Here is a 21490-nt window from a genome sequence, read left to right as displayed (position 1 = left end):
TTGAATACCCGGTTACTAGCATATTTCTCAACAGGGATGGGGGTAATAGAAATGAGAAACATTGTCATATTAGGCGGCGGATACGGTGGATTAAAGGTAGCTACAGGATTATTAAATCAACAATTACCAGATGACGTGGAAATCACACTTGTTGATCGAAATCCATACCATTCATTAAAAACTGAATTTTATGCGATCACAGCAGGAACTGTTGCTGAAAAAGAAGTTCGCATGGATTTCCCTACTGATGATCGAGTCAATTACGTATTTGGTGAAGTGAAAGAAATTAAAATTGAATCAAATGAGATTATTTTCCATAATTCTAGCCAAGTAGTTTCCTTTGATTATTTGGTTATTGCGCTCGGATGTGAAGATAATTATCACGGTATTGAAGGCGCGAAGGATTATACGGAAAGTGTCCAAACAATAGCTAACGCACGTAAAGCTGGAGTTTCTGTGGGAAATCTAAAAGCATATGGAAAAGTGACTGTTGTTGGAGCTGGATTGAGTGGGATTGAGGTGGCTTCGGAAATCCGTGAAAGTAGATCTGATTTAAATATTCGGTTACTTGATCGTGGGGAATCCGTGTTAAAAGCATTTGACCGAAGAATTCAAGCCCATGTCGAAGATTGGTTTAATAAAAATGATGTAGAAGTCCTGCATCACGCAAACGTTGAGTATGTGGAGAAGGATGGCGTTTGTAATAATGGGGTTTGTTATGTGAATGACGTAACGATTTGGACAGCTGGAGTCCAACCCAATCATATCGTTCGGGCACTACCTTTTGAAAAAGATAAACAGGAGAAAGTAATTTTAAATGACTTTTACCAAGTACCATCACAGGAAAATATTTATGTTGTAGGTGACTGTGCCGCATCAGAATACTCACCTAGTGCACAATTAGCTGGAGCTCAAGGAGAGCAGATTGCTTCTATACTAGGGTCTGTGCTACATGGAAATGAGCCTAAGGAGCCTAAACCGATTAAATTAAAAGGTACTCTTGGTTCTTTAGGGAAAAATGATGGTTTCGGTAATATGATGAAGCAGCCTTTCACTGGACTATTACCGCGACTAGCCAAATCCGGTGTGTTATGGATGCATAAACGACATTAAAAGCTTGTTGACCTTTGTCACAAGCTTTTTTTTGGCTGCTTTTCCGTACGATGATATTAATTCGTAATTGATGTAACATACGTAGTAGCTTAAGGTATGAATAAACCGTTCTGACCCATTATTAATTATTCCAAGAGTTCATCAACTTTTTTTCAGCAAATAACGGGACTAGGTTATCAAAAATATGTGTATCACCTGTTAAACTCACGGAGTACCCTCCATAATAGTTATGTTTCTTATTATCATTTCGAAATACCTTCATTCGCTCATATAATTTCTCTGCTAATGAATAATTATTGGATTCGATAGAAAACAATATTAAGATTCCATAGACTGCTGGGGATTCATAAGTTACAACAGGCTTCTTGGTGCTTTTTTCATATTTCCCGTTAACCACACCCCTATGTGCGATTTCTTCCTCAACAAATCTAACAAAATCATTGGACACAATATTTAACTTGGCAAGATGGTAAGCAACTAAAGCTTGATCCACCATATTGATCTCACCTTCAAATAGATAGGTTTGTTTAGTCTCGTGGTAAGATTTAGGATAAAATCCATGTTCTAATGGTGCACTTACTAGAACATCCATCGTATTTCGATATGTTTCTTTGTCCAAATATTCTCGTTGAAACATTTGCTCCAATGGTTCTGGATCTATATAGGACAGTGTAATAACATCACTACTGTACTGATGCTTTCGGTCATAGAAATCCGTTAAAATATTGTTCGTCACATTAAATCTACTAATATAGTTGCTGATTATTCTTGCTACTTCCATGTATTGTTCGTTTTCCCATTTCCGATAAGCGCTAAGTAACCCACTAATAATTCTTAGGTCGTCGACTAGAGCATTTGTATCTACTTCACTAACTCCTGATTGATTCAACTTCCAATGAATAAAGCCGTCTTTTTCTAGAAAGTAAGTCGTTAATATTTCAAATGCATCTTGAAAAAGTTGCTCATTTTCCTCTTCTAATGCGTATTGCATCCAAAGCCCTAACGTTTCTGACAATGCCTCTCTTCCTTGAACCAAATCCTCATCCAATTGATTACTTTCTTTTATATATGTAGCTAATGTACCATTTTCATTCATAAGCCATCTTTTAATGAATTTTTCCGTAGCAAAGGAGTGATGAACTTCCTGTTTTTGAATAAGAAAGATGCCGATCAAAATAGATGTACAAACAATAATAATGATTGCCAAGAACTTCCTCACCCCTCGCCACATCCTATAAACACATTTTTATATAGTTAATCTTTAATCAGTGGGGTTTTTCTTTATCCCTACTGGTTGTTAGCACCAAAGGATAACACCTATGACTCTGTACGAAACTGATACATATGGACTACCCGCCATCTGTATCCCCCCACAGGTTTGATATGATGGTCTTTTTTCCCGTTAAAATTAAGCTGTTTTGTCTTTAGGAATAGCTGTCTGTTCAAAACGTTTGGTCTTATACCACTTTACCTCTTGTCTAAATAGTACCCGTTTTATTTCTAAAAATGATGCATATATAACTAAAAATAACCACATTTGTGAATAGCTAAAGTACATAAAAATAATCGCTAAAAAATTCTTTTTCGTTAATTGGCCTTTTTCCATACTTATGGAAAGAATCCCCTCCGTTACAAACAACAAAAATCCGATAATCAATAAAAGATAAGATACCAATCCAATAGATAGATTCAAGTCGATAAATAGATTGATAATAAATATTGCGTGGGAAATTAATACGCCGCCAAAAAATAGTAAGTACGTAAATAGAAAATAAAGCAAATCAATACCAATTCTTCTACTCTTTAATTTATGGAATCCTAATATAAATTTCACAATGACATATATATTCCCTCGAGCCCACCTTGTTCGTTGTCTCCACCAAACCTTAATGGACTCTGGTTCCTGCTCCCACGTTACGGCGGATGGAAAAAATCGAATATAATAGCCTAAATTGTATACACGAAAGCTCAGTTCCGTATCCTCAGAAAGTGCTTTTTCATCCCACCCTCCTAATTCTTCCAAAATAGAACGGCGGATAGCAAAATTGGTTCCAGGGATGGTAGCCATTTTAAACCAAAACCACCTTCCCGCTTGTGCCAACCATTGAAATGTTAATGTTTCCACATTTATTAGCCTAGTCAATAGATTCTTATTAGCGTTAACTACACGAAATTTACCTACGATTGCCCCTGCTTTTCTATCATTAACCAATGCTAAAGCAAGCCAATAGATAGCATCAGGTTCTGGGCAATTATCAGCATCATATACACAAATAATATCCCCTGTTGACATTCGCAGCCCATTATTTAACGCTCCGGATTTTCCTTTGCCTCCATTAGGAGGTTTCGTGTGAATCACCTTTATAAATGTATATTTTTGAGCGTATTTTTCAGCAATTTCACCAGTTAGATCATTGGAGTTATCATTAATTACGATAACTTCTAAACGTTCACTAGGATAATTAAGATTACTCATTGCCTCCAACGTGTCCCCTATAACCACTTCTTCATTATGGGCAGGGATAAGAATACTTACTCGAGGCATGGGGGTTTTTAACCTCTCTAACTCTCTTTCTTTTTTTCGATAGTGCATCGAGTACCAATATCCTCCCTGCATAAGGAACATATGATAAAAAAGCATCGTCCATATTAAAAACAAAGAGATATAAACGAAAAAATCAGCCAATTATTCCCCTCCTCTTATAATATATCGATTTCCGAGATCTTTTTCTCGTTATGACTATATAAGAAATGAATAAAGTTACAGCTACAGTCCCAGCACCTACCATGAGCCATGTTGCATTGACCGCAACTTTTTTAATGTGATATAAAAGAAAATCTATTGATGTAAAGAATAATTTTAACCGGTCTATATCTACGATTACCTCTCCGTTTTCAGATTTGATGTGTACATGTTCTACTTGAACATTATTATTCATCTGCTTTAAGTCAATCCACTGTAACCCTTCTATCTGTTCTAGTTCATCCAATACTTTGGTGAATTTTTCAAAATGATCTTCATCAAGAAAGGGATGGTAAAAGCCTGCTATTATTCCGTCCCTTACGATTGAATAATCATGTATGTTTTGAATCATTTTTTCAACTGCTTTAGGATCAACTTTGTCTATAAATCCAATTGTCTCAGGAAGTAACAGCATCCCCTCTAGGAATGTAGGTGTTGTAATATACGGAGATGTATTCATTATTTCCCAGTTATCATCACTTAATTGGATTTGCCCTACATAGGTAGAAAAGTACTGGGAGGTTTGTGCGTATCCGTTTTGGGACATGGTGTAATGTGGTGCTTCAAATGCTAATGGATATATCCCGTAATTTGCTAGTTCCTGAACTCCCCTTGTTAGCTTACTTTCAATATACTCATTCTCAAAAGCCAATAATTCCTCAAGATAATTTTCATATTCTAAAGGCGTATCAAATTCATTTTCTGTCTTTATTAGTACCTCATCATCTGGACCATGGTATATCGGCATATTATGATCTACATCCCAAAACTCAAAACCCTCTCCAGTCTCATCATCTCGAAATTGATGTGTGTAACCATGTAGGACAATACTTCCCCCATTATCCTGGATATACTTTAATGCTTTTAATAACTGGGGAGAATCTTTAAAATAATGTCTTTCCTTTGTATCAGGATTAGTATAGACAGGTATTACGGCAACCATATATGGAATGTCACGCCTTTTAAGTTCTTTTGCTACTTTCATAACTTTCTCTGGTTCCACTAATGGATGGATATCTTCTAAGCGAATATAGGCTGGATGCTCATGTGAATGATCCATCGCAAATACTTCATGTAACACTTCCCCTAGAAAAATAGAAAATGGAGGTTCAAGCTTAGAAGTTCCATAATAATGCGTATTTCCGTTAGTAATAAATAACGGGTATTCTACACCCTTTCCGTAACTTCCCTTTACTAAAACATCAGAACCAGTAGTAACATTTACGTTTAATATAGTATCTGGCATGATGCTAACCGACTTCTCTTCATCACTACGAAGTGAAATTTTCGTAACTAATTCCTCTGATACTAACTCAATAAACGAAAACCGTTCTTGGAGTTGATCTGCATTAAACCCTATAGCCGTCACAGTTCCGTTAAATTGCTCTATCATCTGTTTAATTTCTGTTGATAAATGTTCTTTCGATTGCCCATAGTAAAATACATGGGTAACATGTTCAAAATCTGCTTCACGTACCTCTGAAGTATGTTTAAATGTTATAGATGAAGTGAAATGACCGATGAGCATATCAAGTAACCGCTGATGTTCATCTACTGTTCCACTTTTTGAACTATAAACAACCAAAACCACTGGCTCATCTTTACTTTCAGCATTAAGTTGCTGAGGAGTTATTGAAATATACAAGCTAAAGAGAATTATTGGTAGAATACTTAACATATATCGCATTACGATCACCCCCTTTAGTTTCTTTGAAAAGAATCATTTGTTCCCAATAAAGAACGATGCAAGTAAAAAAATAAACCTCACTTATAGACTTCTTTCTACTCTTCCTAGTAATAGATAGGTTATCAGTACCATCGTTATTGTGATCCCACCACCTATAGAGATCCACAACACACTTTCACTTGATACCTGACTTAAGAAATACTGAAGCCATTTGCTTTCTTCCTCTTTATCCTCTTGTTTTAAATGTTTAGGAGTTGCCTTTCCATTTTCCATCGTAATTATTACTCGATCTGTTTCTACCCTATGATCCATCTCATTTACATTAATCCACTCAAGATCTGGAATTCTCTCCATCTCATGCACCAAATCTTTTAATCCATCTGACCCTAAAAACGGATGATAGAAACCACCGATTATTCCATCACGAACCATCGTAAATTCATCAATTCTCTCTTTCATCTCTTGTATCGAAGTTGGGTCTTCATAGCGTATATACCGGATAGTTTCAGGAATTAGTTTCATTCCATTTAAAAAGCTTGGAGTAGTAATATTCGGAGCCTCAGTCATTATCCTCCAATCTTCATCTGTTAATTGCACTTGGCCAACATACGTAGAAAAGTAGTTTGAAATAACCTCATAACCATTTTGGCTCATGGCATAATGTGGTGCTTCAAATGCAATTGGGTAGATACCATAATCGACCAATTCATGTATTCCTCTGGTAATGCGGTTTTCAATATAGAAAGATTCCAATTTGTTTCGATCAATCATGTCACCGGTTCCTGATATAGTGTAAAAATTTGTTTCTATATTTGTTCCCAGTTCTTCCATCATTGGTGAATTTTTATCAACGTCCCAAAACTCAAATCCATCTCCAGTTTTCCCCTCACCATACTGATCTGTATAACCATGTAACACGATACTAGCTCCATTTCTCTGCATGAATTCCAATACTTTCAGCAGCTTAGGTGTTTCTGATAAATGATATTCCTCCTCTGTTAGTGGATTCACGTATACTGGAGTAACAGATACCATATATGGAATATTTTTTTTATGTAAAAACATAGCAATCTCCTCTAATACTTCTGCATCTGTTCTTGGGTGGATATCCTCTAATCGTAGGAGTGCGTAGGTTGACGAGGATTCATGTGACATATCAAAAAAGGTATGAAGCTCGTCTGCTAAAATGGTTGCTACCGGTCCGAATAAGTTAGGGGTAGCATAATAATAGATATCATTCTGCTTCATAAATAAGGGGTAATTATTCTCTTTTTGATTCATTTCGACTAAGACATCCAAATCTTGATCAATTGTCATAGTTACAATTGGATGTGCATTCACCTTAATAAATTCCTGTTCACCTCGTTTTATGGTTACATCATTTACTATTTTCATCTCCATTGAGTCAACATATGAAAAATGACTCGTAATTTGTTCAACATTATAACCAATCCCAAGTACCGGACCATGATAGGAATCTAATAAACGGACCAATGAGGAAGGTAATTCTTCAGGTACCTGACCATAATAAATGAGATGGGTTACTTCAGATACATCCTTTGCTTTCACCTCTGCACTAGAAACAAAGGTGATCGATGATGTAAAATGCCCAATGAGAAGATCCAATAATCGTTGATGTTCATCAACTTCCCCGTTTTCCGAAGAGTAAATCACGAGTACTTTTACTTGATCTGCAGCTGAACTTTGAGCATATAGAAGGTTTGAGAACAAAATCAATATGATGGTAAGGAAAATGACTTTTCTACTAAACTTAACCATTAATTGCCTCATCATATTATTCTCTCCCATCCAAAATCGTTTGTTATAAAGAACATATATTATATGTATAAAGAACGCAAGTGTTTTATTAATATTTATTGATAAATCTTTATAAAATTTAAAAATTAAAATGCGACACTCAAATTTGAGTATCGCATTTTAATGTTACTCATCATTTTTTTGCTTACCTTCCCTACTTTTCCCTCTCATCATAAGTGTTAGTGGCTTTTCTGAGCCAGAAATAAACTTATATATCAAGGACGAGGTTAGATTGTAGCTATTTTCTATTTGCTCTACAATATGACTTGTGCGCTCAAATAAAATCGCACGAATATGATCTACTTGCCTAATCGTTTTTTCCATCAATGCTTCTTGGTTTTCAAAGCTATTTAGTACTTGATCTTGCTTCTCTTCTTGTTTAGTTATTTGTTCTGCCATTTGTTGGTGTAATTTATATAATTCATCCATCTGAGAAGTGAGTTGCTCTGAGAATGACTCGTGCTGCGTAAGTTGATTAACAATTTCATGATTAGACTGACTGACATTCTTAATTTGATCCATGATCTCCTGCTTTACATTTACTTCATTCGCCATTAATTGCTGAAGCTCTTTATTATTTCTTTCTAACATTTGCAACCACTCCCGTGCATCATGTTCAAATTTCTCGTGTTGTAACGTCCTTTTCTTTAGCTCTTCTAATTGCTTACCCATCTCATTCCATTTTTTGGCTTCTGTGAATTCATACTGCTGGTGCCTTATTTTTATTTCTCTTATCCCTTTGGTCAAGGATTCATTTAACTTCTTCTGTTCTTGAATTAACTCCGCAAAATGATCCGATTTAAAATAACTTTGATTTTGTCCTTCTATGTCACCTTTATGTTGAAACACACCTGGATGATCGGATTTGTTAATAAACAGTCCCATTTCTGACATCACCTTTAATACTTTTTTATTATCATATGCCACTTACTTTGGTATGGGACAATTGACCAGGCTTTGAAATCCACTAGATTAACTTAGTAGGCCATCGGAGTAGAAGAATTTGCAATAGAGGGGATGGGAACACGGTAGTTTTATAGTTTAATACCGAAGATACTGCCTGATGAAAGCCTAGTCTAAACTTTGATTTTAAAACCATTTTTTATTAATAAAGAAATACTAACCACACTATAATTCCGAAAATTTAAAAATAATGATATAATTGCTGTATGGATTTTTAATTTCCCCCTTATCTATCTCCAAGATGTTTTTTTTAACATACCCACCTTTAACGTTTGAAACATCATATATTTCTTCTTATCACATCTCAAGAAAGGTGGTCGTACATGGATAGTATTAAAGAAACAATATTAGAGGTAGTCTATTCTGTTCTACCATTAACTATTGTAATTACCGTATTGCAATTCACATTGATTTGGCTTCCAATGGAAGTTTTTATCCAATTCCTTATTGGAGTAATCTTCGTTGGCGTTGGACTGATCCTCTTCTTATTAGGGGTTAATATTGGCCTACAGCCTGTTGGAGAGCTGATTGGCTCTGCTTTATCAAAAACGAAAAAAATATGGCTAATTGTACTTTTTGGGGTCATTGTTGGTGTAGTTGTAACCATTGCCGAACCAGACGTAAGAGTGCTATCCTCTCAGGTTGACCAAGTATCAGGAGGGGATATTCCGAAATCTATTTTAATTTTGGCTGTCGCTTTAGGTGTTGGAATCTTCGTTGGACTTGCCATGCTCCGCATTATATATAATTTTAGCATTGTCTATATTCTTACTATAGGTTATGGGTTAATTTTCTTATTAGCGGCGTTTACTCCAGCAGCGTATGTTCCAATTTCTTTCGATTCAGGTGGCGTAACGACGGGCCCGTTAACCGTTCCGTTTATTCTCGCTCTGGGTGTAGGTGTGGCTACGGTTCTACGTGGGAAAACAGCCTCTAGTGACGGATTTGGTTTGATCGCACTAGCCTCTATCGGACCTGTTTTGTCGGTACTTATTTTAGGGGTGATTTACGGATGAACATACATATTTTTGAAGGATTCTCAGATGTATTATTAGAAGTGCTAGTCGCATTAACACCCCTTCTTATCCTTTTTATTATCTTTCAATTCTTCTTCTTACGACTGCAGCTTCGAAGATTAATCGACATCGGAATTGGATTTCTTTTTACGTTTTTTGGACTTTCTTTCTTTTTACAAGGTGTCCATGTTGGGTTTATGCCTATTGGCGAATTAATGGGTGAAAAACTTGGAAGTATAAGTTTCACCTGGATTTTAATCCCGATCGGATTTGTACTCGGATTTGTAGCTATCTATGCTGAACCAGCTGTGAGTGTACTTGTACGACAAGTTGAAAAAGTTTCTGGTGGATACATTCCACAAAAAGTTTTATTGTATACATTATCAATAGGAGTAGGACTATCCATTGCGCTTTCTATGGTTCGAATAATTTTTGGCTTTTCCCTATGGTATTTTATTGTACCAGGCTATATAATGGCACTAGTTATGGTGAAGTATTCAAGTAAAACCTTTACATCCATTGCCTTTGATTCAGGCGGAGTTGCAACTGGGCCAATGACAGCTACATTTATTCTAGCCATGTTTGTGGGAATTGCTTCTGTAACAGAAGGACGTGATCCATTACTCGATGGATTCGGAATGGTGGCACTGGTAGCATTAGCTCCAATATTATCTGTGCTGACGCTCGGAATTTTGTTCAGTAGAAAGGAGAAGGCCCATAATGACAGAAAAAATACGGGGACAGAAATTAATCGTCACAATCGTGAAAAAGGATAAAGCAAAAAAAGTGGTCCAGGCTACCAGAAACGCAGGTGCTCGTGGTGGTACAACACTATTGGGCAAAGGTGTACGCTTGAATGAAAAATTACGCGTTTTTGGCATACCTGTTGAGCGGGAACGAGCAATTATTCTGACCTTAGTTTCAAATGATATATTTTTAGATGTTATGCTTGCGATTACAAATATTGCAAAATTAGACCAACCAAGACAGGGAATTGGTTTTGTTATAGATACGAAAAAGGTAACAGGTATATGTAATATGTTAGGGTTAGAAGCGGAAAATGATTCGGATACCGATAAGGAGGTACCAACTGTGGTGGAACAAAAAGTCCTGTACGATTTAATTATTACGATAGTAAATAGAGGAGACTCTGAGCAAGTTGTTGAGGCCTCTAAAAACGCCGGGGCTGAAGGTGGAACCATCATGAATGGCCGTGGTACGGGAATTCACGAAAAGGCGAAACTATTCAACATCCTAATTGAACCCGAAAAAGAAGTGGTATTAACCCTTATCAATCGAAATAAAACTCAAGATGTATTGAATGCTATTGAAGAAGATGCTGAACTAAAAAAACCCGGAAAAGGAATTGCCTTCGTTTTACAAGTAGAACAAACTATTGGCATTAATCATATTTTAAATCATATGGTTAATGAAAAATGGGAAGAAAGAAGCGAATAAGGAGAGGATGATCCCCTCTCCTTTTGTTGTGTTTAATCCTCCCTGGTATCACCTTGTAGTGTTAAAGCGGAAGTCATATTTGCCTTTCATTATAAGCTAGATTAAAAGTGCCACCAAATCTATCATTTGATGACACTTTTTTACCTGCTTTCTATTTTCCTAGTGCATTTTCAAATGCTTTCTTTCCTCCAACTATTGGAAGCGATACATTGCTTTGTCCTAATGACACATCAAAAGTAGCCCTATTTTGATCTGGTATATATAGATTATTATAGTTACTTCCTGCTATTACGATACCAATACGATGTCCTGCTTTAAATACATAATCTTCTGGAAGTGTATCCCACTGAAAACGGTAGCTTTTCCCTGGATTTAATAGATCCGTAAAATCTAGTGATTTCCAATTGGATGCATCTAACCAACCATGTGTCACAATTTCGTATGGTGCCTCATGGGTTGTCTTTTCCGTTTCTTTGTAACATGCATCATCTGCCTCTGTACTATGTCCCCAACACGTTTCTTCTGAGAGGGTACGGATTCCTTCTCCTCTGTCAGTATGATTGATTCTTACATCTGTTCCGTAGTCTACAATTAAGGCAGTTAAATGTGTGTTTTCTTTATCAACCGTTGCTCTAATATCAATCTCAGGAACACCACTTAGTCGAATATCTTCATCTAATTCAGAAGTTAAAAACATTAATCGATGATCTTTTGCAGACTGTTCGTCTTCTACCATTTCACTTTCTCGTTGATAAGGATCATCCGTAAAACTTTGTACGAAATTTCCCGTAACTGGGCCAGTCGTTAATGTCCCTGGTGAATTTTCATTTGCAGGTGCTAGTCTTACCTTGACAGATTTAGCATCCTTATCTGGCCATGAATCGTAGGTTTCCCATTCATCAGCCCCACGTTCAATGTCAACCATAGGTTCATCCATGATGCCATTGTCGATATCCAATAACCAATGGTCAAACCAGCGGTGAAGCGTATCAACCCATTCTGCTCTTCGGAAATCAAATGGATCTACATGTCCCGTTTGTGTTAACCAAAGCTTTCTAGGGACATTATTATCTGCTAAAGCTTCCCACCAATTTGAAAAATGGTTTGCTTTTACATTGTAATCATTTAGACCATGAATAACAAAAACACTTGCCTTTATATTGTCTGCATCTTTTACATAATTTCGTTCGTCCCAGAATGAATTATAATCACCAGTTTCATCATCTGCTTCAATTCTTATATTTTCATGAATAGGAGCACAATCTTCAACTCTATCGCTTGTTGTCACCCTACTTGCTAAACCTCCAGGTCCGTTATTATAAAATGCGGTTCCTCCATAGCGATAATAGTCATACCAACTACTAATAGCACCAATAGGTACAATTGTTTCTAAACCATCTACACCCGTAGCAGCTACACCATTTGCGAGTGTTCCATCATATGATTTCCCTATCATTCCTACTTTTCCTGTAGACCAATCTGCATGGATCTCATTACCATCTACATCCCATGCTCGACCTTCTCCATTCAACCATTCAATGACAACTTTAATACTTTCAATTTCTTCATAACCACCAGTAGTTGGGCATCCATCAGAATTGTTTGTTCCTACCATGTCAACTTGAACAACAGCATACCCTTTTGGAACGAAGTAGTTATCGTAGAATAATGGGAACATATCATTAACTCCATCACCATCTGTATCTTTGATTTCCCCTTCATTACCGCGTCCCAGGGATTCATAATAGGGACTAGCATCCATAATTACGGGAACGTTTAAATCTCCCTCGGATTCTTGTGGACGAATAATATCAGCAGCAATCCGATCAGGATTACCATCTTCATCACTGTCTAATGTTGATTCCACATAAATGGTTTCCATTATGGCATCCTCATAAGAGTATTGATCTGTTGTTACACCATTTTCTAGTTCAAAGCTATTTCCGTCAGCGTTTGTTTCAGCTTCACTAGCATGCGTTATCACGGGTGTTATACACGTAAATACCATCACTAAAGACAACGACAATCGAAACATTTTGTTTCTTGTATTATTCAAGACTATCCCTCCTATTAAATCTATTAATAATCATATTAATCGTTATAATAGAATAATAGAAGAGATATTTATACTAATTTTTAGAAAAATTATAATTGTTATACATATAAAGTATTAGGAAAATAGTTAGAATCGAAGCAGATCTGAATAGGAGGGAAAATAGGGAAAATTGATTCGCTGGTATTATAGAATAGCCTCACCCATAATTCACGGTGTAATAATTAAGGAGAGGTTACATAACACCTCTCCTTTTGTATTTCCTTTATAAATCTTTACGACTTACATATTCATTCGGCTCATCGCCACCATGAATCGCATTATTTTTGTACTGGCTCTTACGCCCATTACGATGCTCGCCATGGTTTTTATTTTCTTTAAACATATTATTTTTCTCTTGTTCCTTATTATTATTTACCATTTTCCTGCCCCCTTCCTAACTCACATGATATGTTAGTTTTTGTGTCTAAGAGCAAACTTATACATGTAGCTACGAACGTTTTTTATTCCTCAAGATTATGCCAATGATTTTTTCATACTGCTCCTTTTTAAAGCGTTTACGTTATCGTCTTTTAACCCAAAATAGTCTATTATGTATTCCACCTTTATAATGTAAAAAACTCCTTTTCGCATGTAATGGAAACAAAAAGGAGTTTTCTCACCGCTTTATCATCCAAAGCAAATATGCCTTGCTGGTTTTAGCACCTTACATTTGTAGGTTGCTGTGATTTCCTTGAGCCAGATCTCTCCACCACTCGTAATAATTATTTAATAATGCCTTTTTATAGCACAGTTTATTTTATTGCAAAAAAATCAAATTGGTGACTATTTCTTACCATCTTGTTTCGACTACTGATAAGTAAAATTATTATTGAAGAGAATTAGAAATATGGGGAGTGGGTTCCACATCTACAGTAGGGTAAGCTTAACTTTTGGAGAGTATTGCTCAACTTCTATGTGGTGTCGCTCAACTTTTATGTGGTGTTGGTCAACTTTCGAAGATTGTTGCTCAACAATATCCAACCACAATAGTGCCCCAACTAAGCTGAGCGCTAACTTTATAATACGGTTTCAAATAATATAGAAGACGCGCTTAGTTTAGCGCGTCTTTTCTACTAATCTAAGCTAGCTATTATTGATTGATTAACATTATTGCCTTTCCCCAACTCTTCCACAACACTTCTCCCAGCAACTCTCCCACTAAACAAACATCCACCTAAGAACGTACCCTCTAACGCACGGTAACCATGTACACCACCACCGCCAAATCCTGCAACCTCTCCTGCTGCATATAGTCCAGGAACTGGATCTCCATTTTCACCTAGTACTCTTGCAGATAGATCAGTCTGCAGGCCACCTAATGTTTTCCGGCTTAATATATTTAACCGTACAGCAATTAATGGTCCGTTCTTTGAATCTAATATTTTATGTGGAGAAGCAACGCGAATTAGTTTATCTCCTCGATAATTACGAGCACCACGGAGCGCAGTTACTTGTAAGTCTTTTGTAAATGTATTATCCATTTCTCGGTCTCGCGCTTCTATTTGTCGCTTTATTTTATCGAATTCCAATAAATTATCTCCTGTTAACTTATTCATCCCATCCACCAATTCCTCTAAATGATCAGCAACAATAAAATCCTCTCCATGATCCATAAATGCCTTTACAGGTGCAGGTGGTCCTAGTAATACTCTAGATAGTAATTTCTTAATGCTCTTCCCTGTTAAATCAGGGTTTTGTTCCGATCCAGATAATGCAAATTCCTTCTCGATAATTTTTTCCGTCAAAATAAACCACGAATAATCATATCCAGTTTTCATAATTGCTTCTAATGTCCCCAATGTATCAAAGCCTGGGAAATTCGGTGTAGGAAATCTGTTTCCCTCTGCATCTAACCAAATGGAGGATGGACCAGGTAGAATTCGAATGCCGTGCTTATTCCATATTGGATTCCAATTTTTTATCCCTTCCGTGTAATGCCACATGCGATCTCGGTTTACAATCCGCCCACCAACATCCTCCGTTATCTGTAGCATCCGTCCATCAACATGTGCAGGAACACCCGATATCATCTGATTTGGGGGTTCTCCTAATCGAGCTGGCCAGTTCTTTCGAATTAACTCAAAATTAGCTCCGATCCCTCCACTAGATACTACAACCGCTTCTGCTCGATATTCAAAATCCCACACAACTTGCCGTGAACTTTCTTTTCCACGTTCCACATCATCTGGCTTAAGAACGGAACCACCTGCCCCTTTTATAATTCCGCTTTCATTTATTAAAAAATCAACTTGGTGACGAGGACGATAATCAACTAATCCGGTCTTCATGTGTTTTCGAACACGCAGTTCAAATGGTTCGACAATCCCAGGTCCTGTCCCCCACACGATATGAAATCTAGGTACCGAGTTTCCATGTCCTTCAGCCAGATAGCCACCACGCTCAGCCCATCCGACTACTGGAAAGAATTTAACCCCCATACTACGTAACCAAGAACGTTTTTCACCAGCTGCAAAATCTACATAAGCCTCTGCCCATTTTCGTCCCCAATAATCTTCATCCTTTAAACGATCAAATCCAGCAGTCCCTAGCCAATCCTGCCAAGCTAATTCTTTAGAATCCTTAATACCCATTCGACGTTGTTCAGGAGAGTCTACTAAAAACAGGCCTCCAAATGACCACCAGGCTTGTCCCCCCAGTGAAGTTTCTGGTTCCTGATCCAATAACAAGACCTTTTTCCCTGCATCAGCAATTTCCGCAGTAGCCACTAAACCAGCTAACCCAGCTCCAACCACAATGACATCAAAGTCCATGGAAACACTCCTCATTGGTTATATTTATTTTAATTTTCTGAAATTATTATTAAATCTAGTATATAATTCGATTTGGTGTTAGTCAATGAGGTCTACATCTACATAGTTTGTTTGGCCATTTGCCCACCTAGCAATCCTCACCACATCCTTTTTGAAAATAAGCATCTTTTTCACCTAAATCATGCTAAAATGAAAAAAACACAGTCACCAGGATTGAAACATCTTTTCAAAACACTACGTCTTATAAATGAGCTTTTACGTTAGGAGGAAAAAGAGTGGGCCACTCGAAAGCTTTCCATCCAACATACGATGAAGATGAAATACTACAACAGGATAACACAAGAGCAATTGAGATGATCATGGACACGTATGGTGATGAAATCAAACGATTAGTATACACTTACATGAAAAATACAGCAGATACAGATGACGTAACACAGGAAGTCTTTGTTACGATTTATCAAAAATTAAATATGTTTCAAGGGAAATCTTCACTTAAAAGCTGGATATATTCCATCGCAATCAATAAATGTAAGGATTATCTACGGAGCTGGCATGCACGTAATAAGCGCCTGAAAGAAAAACTAACACACGCCGCTCATTCCTCGGAGAACACTAATGAGACTCCAGAAGAATATTACATGAATCAAACGGAGTCGAATCAACTATTGAATCAAGTAATGGATTTACCAATCAAATACAGGGAAGTTATTACCTTGTTTTATTTTAAAGAATTATCAACGAAGGAAATCGGTCAAGTTTTAGGTATGAAGGAAGCTACCGTCAGAACCCGACTTGCTCGTGGACGTGATAAATTGAAGGAATGCTTATCGCAGGAAAGAGGTGGTGCAAGCCATGGATAAGCAGTTAAAAGACCTGAAGACTAATTATGAAGATAATATCCCAACGTCTTTTACCGACCATGATAAACAGGCAGTTTTAGAAAAAATCAAACGAACGGAACATAAACAGCCAGCTAAAGTATTTCCCTTTTATCCGAAAATGTTAACTGGAGTCGTTTTAGCAGCCTTGATCTTAATTATTGTTATATCCGTTAACAATCAACCTAATATGTTTATCGGCTCTAGTGACGAATCTGCTGAACAGCATGATATGGCCGGTGTAGATGAGAGTCAATCCGAGCAAGAAGCAGAGATTTCCATGGAAGATTCTACTAGCGATTCCGATATGGAGATAAGGGGATCTGTAAATGCGCGATTTGTTCCAGAATCAGTAAGAGTCGGGGACTACTATGGGACAATGGAAGTAGTGGATGTTAATCGCCAAGGTGAGAAAACTACTGTTAAGTTTAACGGAAATATGGAGCTATTTGGCGACTTTGCGTTCGAAGGAGACCAACTGAGGTTTTCCCCTCACGAAAACACCATCCCAAACATTCCATTAGCTTCAGAAGACGTTGTGGACGATATATTGTTTTATCTAAAAAACGAAGAATTTATTCGGTCGGAATATAGTATTAGTGACCAACAATCACTAGAAAACTCTAATCAAGAATATTTACTTGATGTAGTAGGCATGGAATATACCTATTCTCCAAATGGTTCAACAGTGTATCTTGAGGTGTTTGAAAGAGTATCAAACACCTATGAAACAACTATTGAGCTTTCAAAGGAATTACTAGCTGTATATGAACAGTATAAAAGCTCACTTGATGACAGAGAGCTACGTAATTTAAATCCAATTGATTTATTTAAGATGCATTACTATGCACAAAATCAGGATGATGAAGAAGTATTGTATTCCTTATATATTCAAGGTGATATGTATGGTACACCTAATTCGGATAAATATTTCAATGATCCATTTTTTGAAAGAGATGATACAGTGAAAGAAAATGAGAAAATGCTGTATCAAAAGCTTTTAGAGGTAGATGTCTTTGAGGAGGTATATGTATCTCAGGATGAGGCAATCATTCAGTTCGATTTAGATACTCCTGATAAAAAAGCTTTTAGGTTAATCAAAGATCACAAACTGGATGTTTGGAAAGTCGCATGGTTACCAATGCAATAATATCCGTAGCCCTACATTATGGGCTACGGTTTTTTTACTGCTCTTGGTGCACTCTCAAAACCAATCTTTCTATGCGTACCATCACAAAACGGTTTGTTTGATGATTGCCCACAACGGCATAGCGAAAAGCTCTTTTTCGTCTCAAACACATTGCCTTCTTTATCTACAAGCTCCACATCGCCTGTTACACGTAATGAACCATTATCATTTACTTTAATCTGCGCCTTTTCACTCATAATAAGAATCTCCCCTTTGTTTCACCCAATCAGAGTATAGATTTAGAAAAATGAATCAATTCTTCATTTATTCATTATATGCATATATAACCTAATAATGAAATTCTCCTTCTATGACTTCATTCTCCATACGGCCAATTTTTTCAATCTCTAGTTGTACTTTATCCCCACCCTTTAAAAACTGAGGAGGATTCAATGCAAATCCAACACCATCTGGAGTCCCAGTTAATATCATATCTCCTGGTTTTAATGTCATCAAACTAGAAATAAATGAAATCAAATATGGGATATCGAAAATAAGCTTACTTGTGTTGGAGGATTGACGTAACTCCCCATTTACACGAGAATGAATATCTAAATTACTTGGATCACCAACCTCATCTGCCGTTACGATCCAAGGACCAACTGGGGTACTATTATCCAGGGATTTCCCCTGTAACCATTGTGGAGTACGTTTTTGTAAATCCCGAGCTGATCCATCATTGCCAATTGTATAGCCAGCAACATAATTCAAAGCATCTTCTTGAGTAACATTAGACGCTTCTTTTCCGATGATCACCGTAAGCTCCACTTCGTAATCGAGCTTATTTGTTTTAGAATTTTTCACAATCTGATCCTCAGGTCCTACTAAAGCATTAGCAAACTTAGCAAATAGTACTGGATAGTCTGGCACCTCACTTTTCATTTCAGCTGCATGCTCAGCATAGTTTTTCCCTACACAAATAATTTTCGATGGTTCTGGAATAGGTGTAGCTACATACACTTCATCCCGATGAAATGAAATCTCTTCTACTTGATTTTCCATGACATATGTATAAGCTTTTTTTGCTTTTTCAATTGCAGGTATCCCTATTTTATAAAACGCATTCGGCTCAGAAGGTAGCATATATTCCATTTCAGTTGAATGCCCTGGTAACTGCAGAAATGCTTCTTGGACATCAATAATTTTATCATCCATGACAAACCCAACTCGTAATGTACTCGGCTTTTGTTTCAATTTATAGCTAACTAGTTTCATATATACACCTCTATTATTTTCAGAATTATATATTCATTTTACCATAATTAATTTGCTATAAAAAAAGCTAACTCCTAAAAGAATTAGCCTCTAATGTTTTTTCTTAAATTATCGTATTCTGTTCTTAGCATGGAATAAACAACCGTGTCATGAAATACTTCTCCATCAAAGTCTGTCTGCCTTAATACTCCTTCTTTTATAAACCCAAACCTTTCTAAAAGTTTTCTTGAACCGATATTATCAGCAAAAATATCTCCCACAATTCGGTTTAATCCTAATGACCCAAATCCAAATTCAAGTACCTTTTCTAGGATCTCTGTCATAACACCTTTGTTCTGGTAATCGCTACGAATCACCACACCCATTTCGGCCTTTTTATGCCACATATGTAGCTTATGTAGTCGGAATTGACCAATCAATTCTCCATTTTCCTTGTTAAGGATTACCCAAGGAATTTCTTTTTGCTCATTAAATTTTTCCAGGTATGATTGGATATTTCGTTGCAAGTCATTCTCGGTTTGAACAGGATTTGGTGTGATATACTTCATTGTCTCTTTATCTCTCATAAAAATGAACATACCTTCTGCATCCTCAATAGTCATACCTCGTAATGTGTAATTTTGTGTATGTAGTGTTGGAATAGAACTAAATTTATACTCCATCGTTTATTATGTACCCCCATAGCGGTGATAAAGGAGCTCTGAATATTGAATAGATATCCAAAGCTCCTTTTAATTTATTTTATTAATATCCAGTAGTTTACTGTACGGTTGAAACCTGCCATTCGATACCAAATTTATCTGTTACCTGACCATATGACGGGCTCCAAAAAGTTTCTTGTAATGGCATTTGTACCTTGCCTGATTCTGCTAACTTGTTAAACACTTCTTTAGTTTTCTCTATGTTATCAATCATGATTGCTATCGTGGTTTGAGATCCTAGTTGATACGGTTGACCCGGGAGTGTATCTGAGATCATTAAGTTTGTATTTCCAACTTTTAAATGCGCATTTAATACCCGTTCCTTCGCCTCGTCAGGAAGTGGCATTTCGGGGTTTTCTGGCATATCAGCAAATGTCTGAACACTTAATACTTTTGCATCTATTGCATTCTCTTGAACTACCCACCACTTATCGACCTTACGGTTCGATTGAAGTGGGGGATTCCTAATAACACTAACCTATAGGTCAGATATGGATTAGGCTATCCCCGCAGTCCCTGCGGTTAATCGTAATGCTTCATTACGAAGATTGATACTTGCGTTAATATCTCTTTGGTGATAACTGTTGCACGCTGGACAAGTCCATTCACGCAAAGCAAGATTTTTAACGTCTTTGTGCTTATGTCCACAATTGGAACATATCTGACTTGAAGCAAAGTTTTTGGCTACGGTAACGACTTGTTTTCCGTACCATCTTGCTTTATATTCTAGCATCGTTCTGAATTGTGACCAGGATACCTCACTAATTTCTTTTGCAAGATTATGGTTTTTTAACATGTTTTTTACTGACAAATCTTCTATTCCGATGACGTCGTGGTTTTTGACAATCTCGGTAGAGATTTTGTCCAACATATCTTTTCTAGAATTGGCGATTTTCTCATGGATACGAGCGACTTTTATTTTTTGTTTATGCCAATTAGAAGAACAAATTTTTCTCCTTGATAGTACGCGTTGAGCTTTTGCTAATTTTTTTTCTAGTGTTCGAAAAAATTTAGGGTTTGAATAGACTGTTCCATCTGAAAGAGTAGCAAAGTCTTTTAACCCTACATCGATCCCCACAGATGAATCTGTCTTCCTAAGTGGTTCAACTTCGGTTTCAGCCAAAATTGAAATGTGATATTTACCCGAAGGGGTACGTCTAATGGTTGCATTCATGATCCGACCTTCTACTTCACGACTTTTAGCAAAACGTACAAGACCTAGCTTTGGTAGTTTAATATGGTTATCCAAAACAGAGATATTCCCATTTACATATTTGGTTGTGTACGATTGAATAGGGTTCTTCTTGGATTTAAAACGCGGTTTACGATTCTGCTTCTTGTAGTATCGTGTATAGGAATCATTCGCCATTTCAACTGATTTCTGTAGAGCAATGCTATCTACTTCTTTCAAGAATGGGTAGTGTTCCTTTAACTCACGAACAGCTTTAATGGATTGGTTTTTATTGAAAAATTCACCTATCCAATTGTTCTGAGGTAATTGACCGTTTTGTACCATTTCGTTCACGATATCCCAATAGGCATCTTTGACTTTTTGCTTACCTACGAAATAGTTGTAGACAAAACGAGAACATCCAATTGTTTTATTGATTAAGACAGTTTGTTTTTGGTTTGGATAGATTCGAAATTTGTACGCATGTTTCACTTTCATTGATTTTCACCCCCTCTATCCAATTGTACCAAAAAGGATCAGAAGATGCGAACGTTTGTTTTGTTATTTGGATGTCGGACTGTGAGATGGAAACACCCATTCCTTGTCCGAAGGCGATTCATCCCCACTTACTCATTTGGGCTAACGCCCTTCTCATTCCTTGAAGATGAG

19 protein-coding genes and 1 riboswitch are annotated in these 21490 nt (G+C 36.8%); of the genes, 6 read left to right on the top strand and 13 right to left on the bottom strand.

Translation table 11 applies throughout. The annotated features are described in order from the left end of the window. The first annotated feature begins 51 nt into the window (after nt 1-51). Nucleotides 52-1113 carry an NAD(P)/FAD-dependent oxidoreductase gene (locus GMD78_RS09590; protein ID WP_155668605.1) on the top strand — a complete coding sequence of 354 codons (1062 nt, stop codon included), beginning with the start codon at nt 52-54 and terminating at the stop codon, nt 1111-1113. Nucleotides 1114-1234: 121 nt separating this feature from the next. Here the strand turns inward: GMD78_RS09590 and GMD78_RS09585 are convergent, their stop codons facing one another. The 5 genes from GMD78_RS09585 to GMD78_RS09565 all read right to left on the bottom strand — a co-directional run bounded on the left by GMD78_RS09585 (nt 1235) and on the right by GMD78_RS09565 (nt 8246). Continuing rightward, the gene (locus tag GMD78_RS09585; RefSeq protein WP_196493773.1) at nt 1235-2320 is read right to left on the bottom strand and encodes a glycosyl hydrolase family 8; all 1086 of its coding nucleotides are present in this window, start codon (nt 2318-2320) and stop codon (nt 1235-1237) included. Between the two features lie 201 nt (nt 2321-2521). Then, on the bottom strand, nt 2522-3799 hold the full coding sequence (locus GMD78_RS09580) for a glycosyltransferase family 2 protein (RefSeq protein WP_246187619.1): 1278 nt from the start codon (nt 3797-3799) through the stop codon (nt 2522-2524). Next, nucleotides 3792-5543, bottom strand: a complete 1752-nt coding sequence (locus GMD78_RS09575) for a DUF2334 domain-containing protein (RefSeq protein ID WP_155668603.1) — start codon at nt 5541-5543, stop codon at nt 3792-3794. Before GMD78_RS09575 ends, GMD78_RS09580 begins: the two co-directional genes overlap by 8 nt. Before the next feature lie 81 nt (nt 5544-5624). Beyond that, nucleotides 5625-7337 (bottom strand): polysaccharide deacetylase family protein, encoded by a 1713-nt coding sequence (locus GMD78_RS09570; RefSeq protein WP_196493772.1) that lies wholly within the window; start codon nt 7335-7337, stop codon nt 5625-5627. A gap of 150 nt (nt 7338-7487) precedes the next feature. Further along, the gene (locus GMD78_RS09565; protein WP_196493771.1) at nt 7488-8246 is read right to left on the bottom strand and encodes a hypothetical protein; all 759 of its coding nucleotides are present in this window, start codon (nt 8244-8246) and stop codon (nt 7488-7490) included. A gap of 401 nt (nt 8247-8647) precedes the next feature. Between GMD78_RS09565 and GMD78_RS09560 the strand changes: the two genes are divergently transcribed. From GMD78_RS09560 to GMD78_RS09550, 3 genes are read left to right on the top strand one after another with little or no spacing between them, the layout of a single operon-like run. Then, nucleotides 8648-9340, top strand: a complete 693-nt coding sequence (locus tag GMD78_RS09560; RefSeq protein WP_155668600.1) for a DUF1538 domain-containing protein — start codon at nt 8648-8650, stop codon at nt 9338-9340. After that, on the top strand, nt 9337-10116 hold the full coding sequence (locus tag GMD78_RS09555; protein WP_155668599.1) for a DUF1538 domain-containing protein: 780 nt from the start codon (nt 9337-9339) through the stop codon (nt 10114-10116). The genes GMD78_RS09560 and GMD78_RS09555 overlap by 4 nt, the downstream gene beginning before the upstream one ends. Continuing rightward, on the top strand, nt 10061-10798 hold the full coding sequence (locus tag GMD78_RS09550) for a P-II family nitrogen regulator (protein WP_155668598.1): 738 nt from the start codon (nt 10061-10063) through the stop codon (nt 10796-10798). The genes GMD78_RS09555 and GMD78_RS09550 overlap by 56 nt, the downstream gene beginning before the upstream one ends. A gap of 151 nt (nt 10799-10949) precedes the next feature. Here the strand turns inward: GMD78_RS09550 and GMD78_RS09545 are convergent, their stop codons facing one another. The 3 genes from GMD78_RS09545 to GMD78_RS09540 all read right to left on the bottom strand — a co-directional run bounded on the left by GMD78_RS09545 (nt 10950) and on the right by GMD78_RS09540 (nt 15664). Continuing rightward, on the bottom strand, nt 10950-12854 hold the full coding sequence (locus GMD78_RS09545) for a Xaa-Pro dipeptidyl-peptidase (protein ID WP_246187618.1): 1905 nt from the start codon (nt 12852-12854) through the stop codon (nt 10950-10952). 262 nt (nt 12855-13116) lie between these two features. Further along, complete coding sequence (locus GMD78_RS21340; RefSeq protein WP_196493770.1) at nt 13117-13272, bottom strand: hypothetical protein; 156 nt, start codon at nt 13270-13272, stop codon at nt 13117-13119. Between the two features lie 242 nt (nt 13273-13514). Then, nucleotides 13515-13618: riboswitch (SAM riboswitch) on the bottom strand. 348 nt (nt 13619-13966) lie between these two features. Beyond that, nucleotides 13967-15664 (bottom strand): FAD-binding dehydrogenase, encoded by a 1698-nt coding sequence (locus GMD78_RS09540; RefSeq protein WP_155668597.1) that lies wholly within the window; start codon nt 15662-15664, stop codon nt 13967-13969. A gap of 275 nt (nt 15665-15939) precedes the next feature. On the opposite strand from GMD78_RS09540, the gene GMD78_RS09535 reads away from it, so the two are divergent. Together GMD78_RS09535 and GMD78_RS09530 are read left to right on the top strand one after the other, a co-directional pair. Next, entirely contained in the window at nt 15940-16527 is a 588-nt protein-coding gene (locus GMD78_RS09535) for a sigma-70 family RNA polymerase sigma factor (protein WP_343042228.1), read from the top strand. Continuing rightward, nucleotides 16520-17695 carry a hypothetical protein gene (locus tag GMD78_RS09530; protein ID WP_155668596.1) on the top strand — a complete coding sequence of 392 codons (1176 nt, stop codon included), beginning with the start codon at nt 16520-16522 and terminating at the stop codon, nt 17693-17695. The genes GMD78_RS09535 and GMD78_RS09530 overlap by 8 nt, the downstream gene beginning before the upstream one ends. A 23-nt stretch (nt 17696-17718) precedes the next feature. Here GMD78_RS09530 and GMD78_RS09525 read toward each other — a convergent pair whose 3' ends face one another. From GMD78_RS09525 to tnpB, 5 genes are all read right to left on the bottom strand, one after another. Continuing rightward, nucleotides 17719-17931, bottom strand: a complete 213-nt coding sequence (locus GMD78_RS09525) for a CDGSH iron-sulfur domain-containing protein (RefSeq protein WP_155668595.1) — start codon at nt 17929-17931, stop codon at nt 17719-17721. 91 nt (nt 17932-18022) lie between these two features. Further along, the gene (locus tag GMD78_RS09520) at nt 18023-18949 is read right to left on the bottom strand and encodes a fumarylacetoacetate hydrolase family protein (RefSeq protein WP_155668594.1); all 927 of its coding nucleotides are present in this window, start codon (nt 18947-18949) and stop codon (nt 18023-18025) included. 83 nt (nt 18950-19032) lie between these two features. Then, nucleotides 19033-19611, bottom strand: coding sequence for a GNAT family N-acetyltransferase (locus GMD78_RS09515; protein ID WP_155668593.1), 579 nt, complete (start codon nt 19609-19611; stop codon nt 19033-19035). 97 nt (nt 19612-19708) lie between these two features. Next, a complete protein-coding gene (locus tag GMD78_RS09510) occupies nt 19709-20119 on the bottom strand; it encodes a VOC family protein (RefSeq protein WP_425495053.1) in 411 nt (136 codons plus the stop codon). Nucleotides 20120-20146: 27 nt separating this feature from the next. Continuing rightward, nucleotides 20147-21319: an IS200/IS605 family element RNA-guided endonuclease TnpB gene (gene tnpB, locus GMD78_RS09505; RefSeq protein WP_155668592.1), complete on the bottom strand. Its 1173-nt coding sequence runs from the start codon at nt 21317-21319 to the stop codon at nt 20147-20149. Nucleotides 21320-21490 lie beyond the last annotated feature (171 nt).

Origin of the sequence: Ornithinibacillus caprae (genome assembly GCF_009728145.1) — a bacterium.
Lineage (GTDB): Bacteria > Bacillota > Bacilli > Bacillales > Amphibacillaceae > Ornithinibacillus > Ornithinibacillus caprae.
Note: the sequence above shows the minus strand (reverse complement) of the source record. Positions and strands in the feature narration are given on the sequence as shown.

Excerpts from the sequence above, each read along its gene's own strand:
- GMD78_RS09590 (WP_155668605.1), top strand. The coding sequence starts at position 52 with ATGAGAAACATTGTCATATTAGGCGGCGGATACGGTGGATTAAAGGTA.
- GMD78_RS09575 (WP_155668603.1), bottom strand. The coding sequence starts at position 5,543 with ATGCGATATATGTTAAGTATTCTACCAATAATTCTCTTTAGCTTGTAT.
- GMD78_RS09570 (WP_196493772.1), bottom strand. The coding sequence starts at position 7,337 with ATGATGAGGCAATTAATGGTTAAGTTTAGTAGAAAAGTCATTTTCCTT.
- GMD78_RS09565 (WP_196493771.1), bottom strand. The coding sequence starts at position 8,246 with ATGGGACTGTTTATTAACAAATCCGATCATCCAGGTGTGTTTCAACAT.
- GMD78_RS09560 (WP_155668600.1), top strand. The coding sequence starts at position 8,648 with ATGGATAGTATTAAAGAAACAATATTAGAGGTAGTCTATTCTGTTCTA.
- GMD78_RS09555 (WP_155668599.1), top strand. The coding sequence starts at position 9,337 with ATGAACATACATATTTTTGAAGGATTCTCAGATGTATTATTAGAAGTG.
- GMD78_RS09550 (WP_155668598.1), top strand. The coding sequence starts at position 10,061 with ATGACAGAAAAAATACGGGGACAGAAATTAATCGTCACAATCGTGAAA.
- GMD78_RS21340 (WP_196493770.1), bottom strand. The coding sequence starts at position 13,272 with ATGGTAAATAATAATAAGGAACAAGAGAAAAATAATATGTTTAAAGAA.
- GMD78_RS09540 (WP_155668597.1), bottom strand. The coding sequence starts at position 15,664 with ATGGACTTTGATGTCATTGTGGTTGGAGCTGGGTTAGCTGGTTTAGTG.
- GMD78_RS09530 (WP_155668596.1), top strand. The coding sequence starts at position 16,520 with ATGGATAAGCAGTTAAAAGACCTGAAGACTAATTATGAAGATAATATC.
- GMD78_RS09525 (WP_155668595.1), bottom strand. The coding sequence starts at position 17,931 with ATGAGTGAAAAGGCGCAGATTAAAGTAAATGATAATGGTTCATTACGT.
- GMD78_RS09520 (WP_155668594.1), bottom strand. The coding sequence starts at position 18,949 with ATGAAACTAGTTAGCTATAAATTGAAACAAAAGCCGAGTACATTACGA.
- GMD78_RS09515 (WP_155668593.1), bottom strand. The coding sequence starts at position 19,611 with ATGGAGTATAAATTTAGTTCTATTCCAACACTACATACACAAAATTAC.
- tnpB (WP_155668592.1), bottom strand. The coding sequence starts at position 21,319 with ATGAAAGTGAAACATGCGTACAAATTTCGAATCTATCCAAACCAAAAA.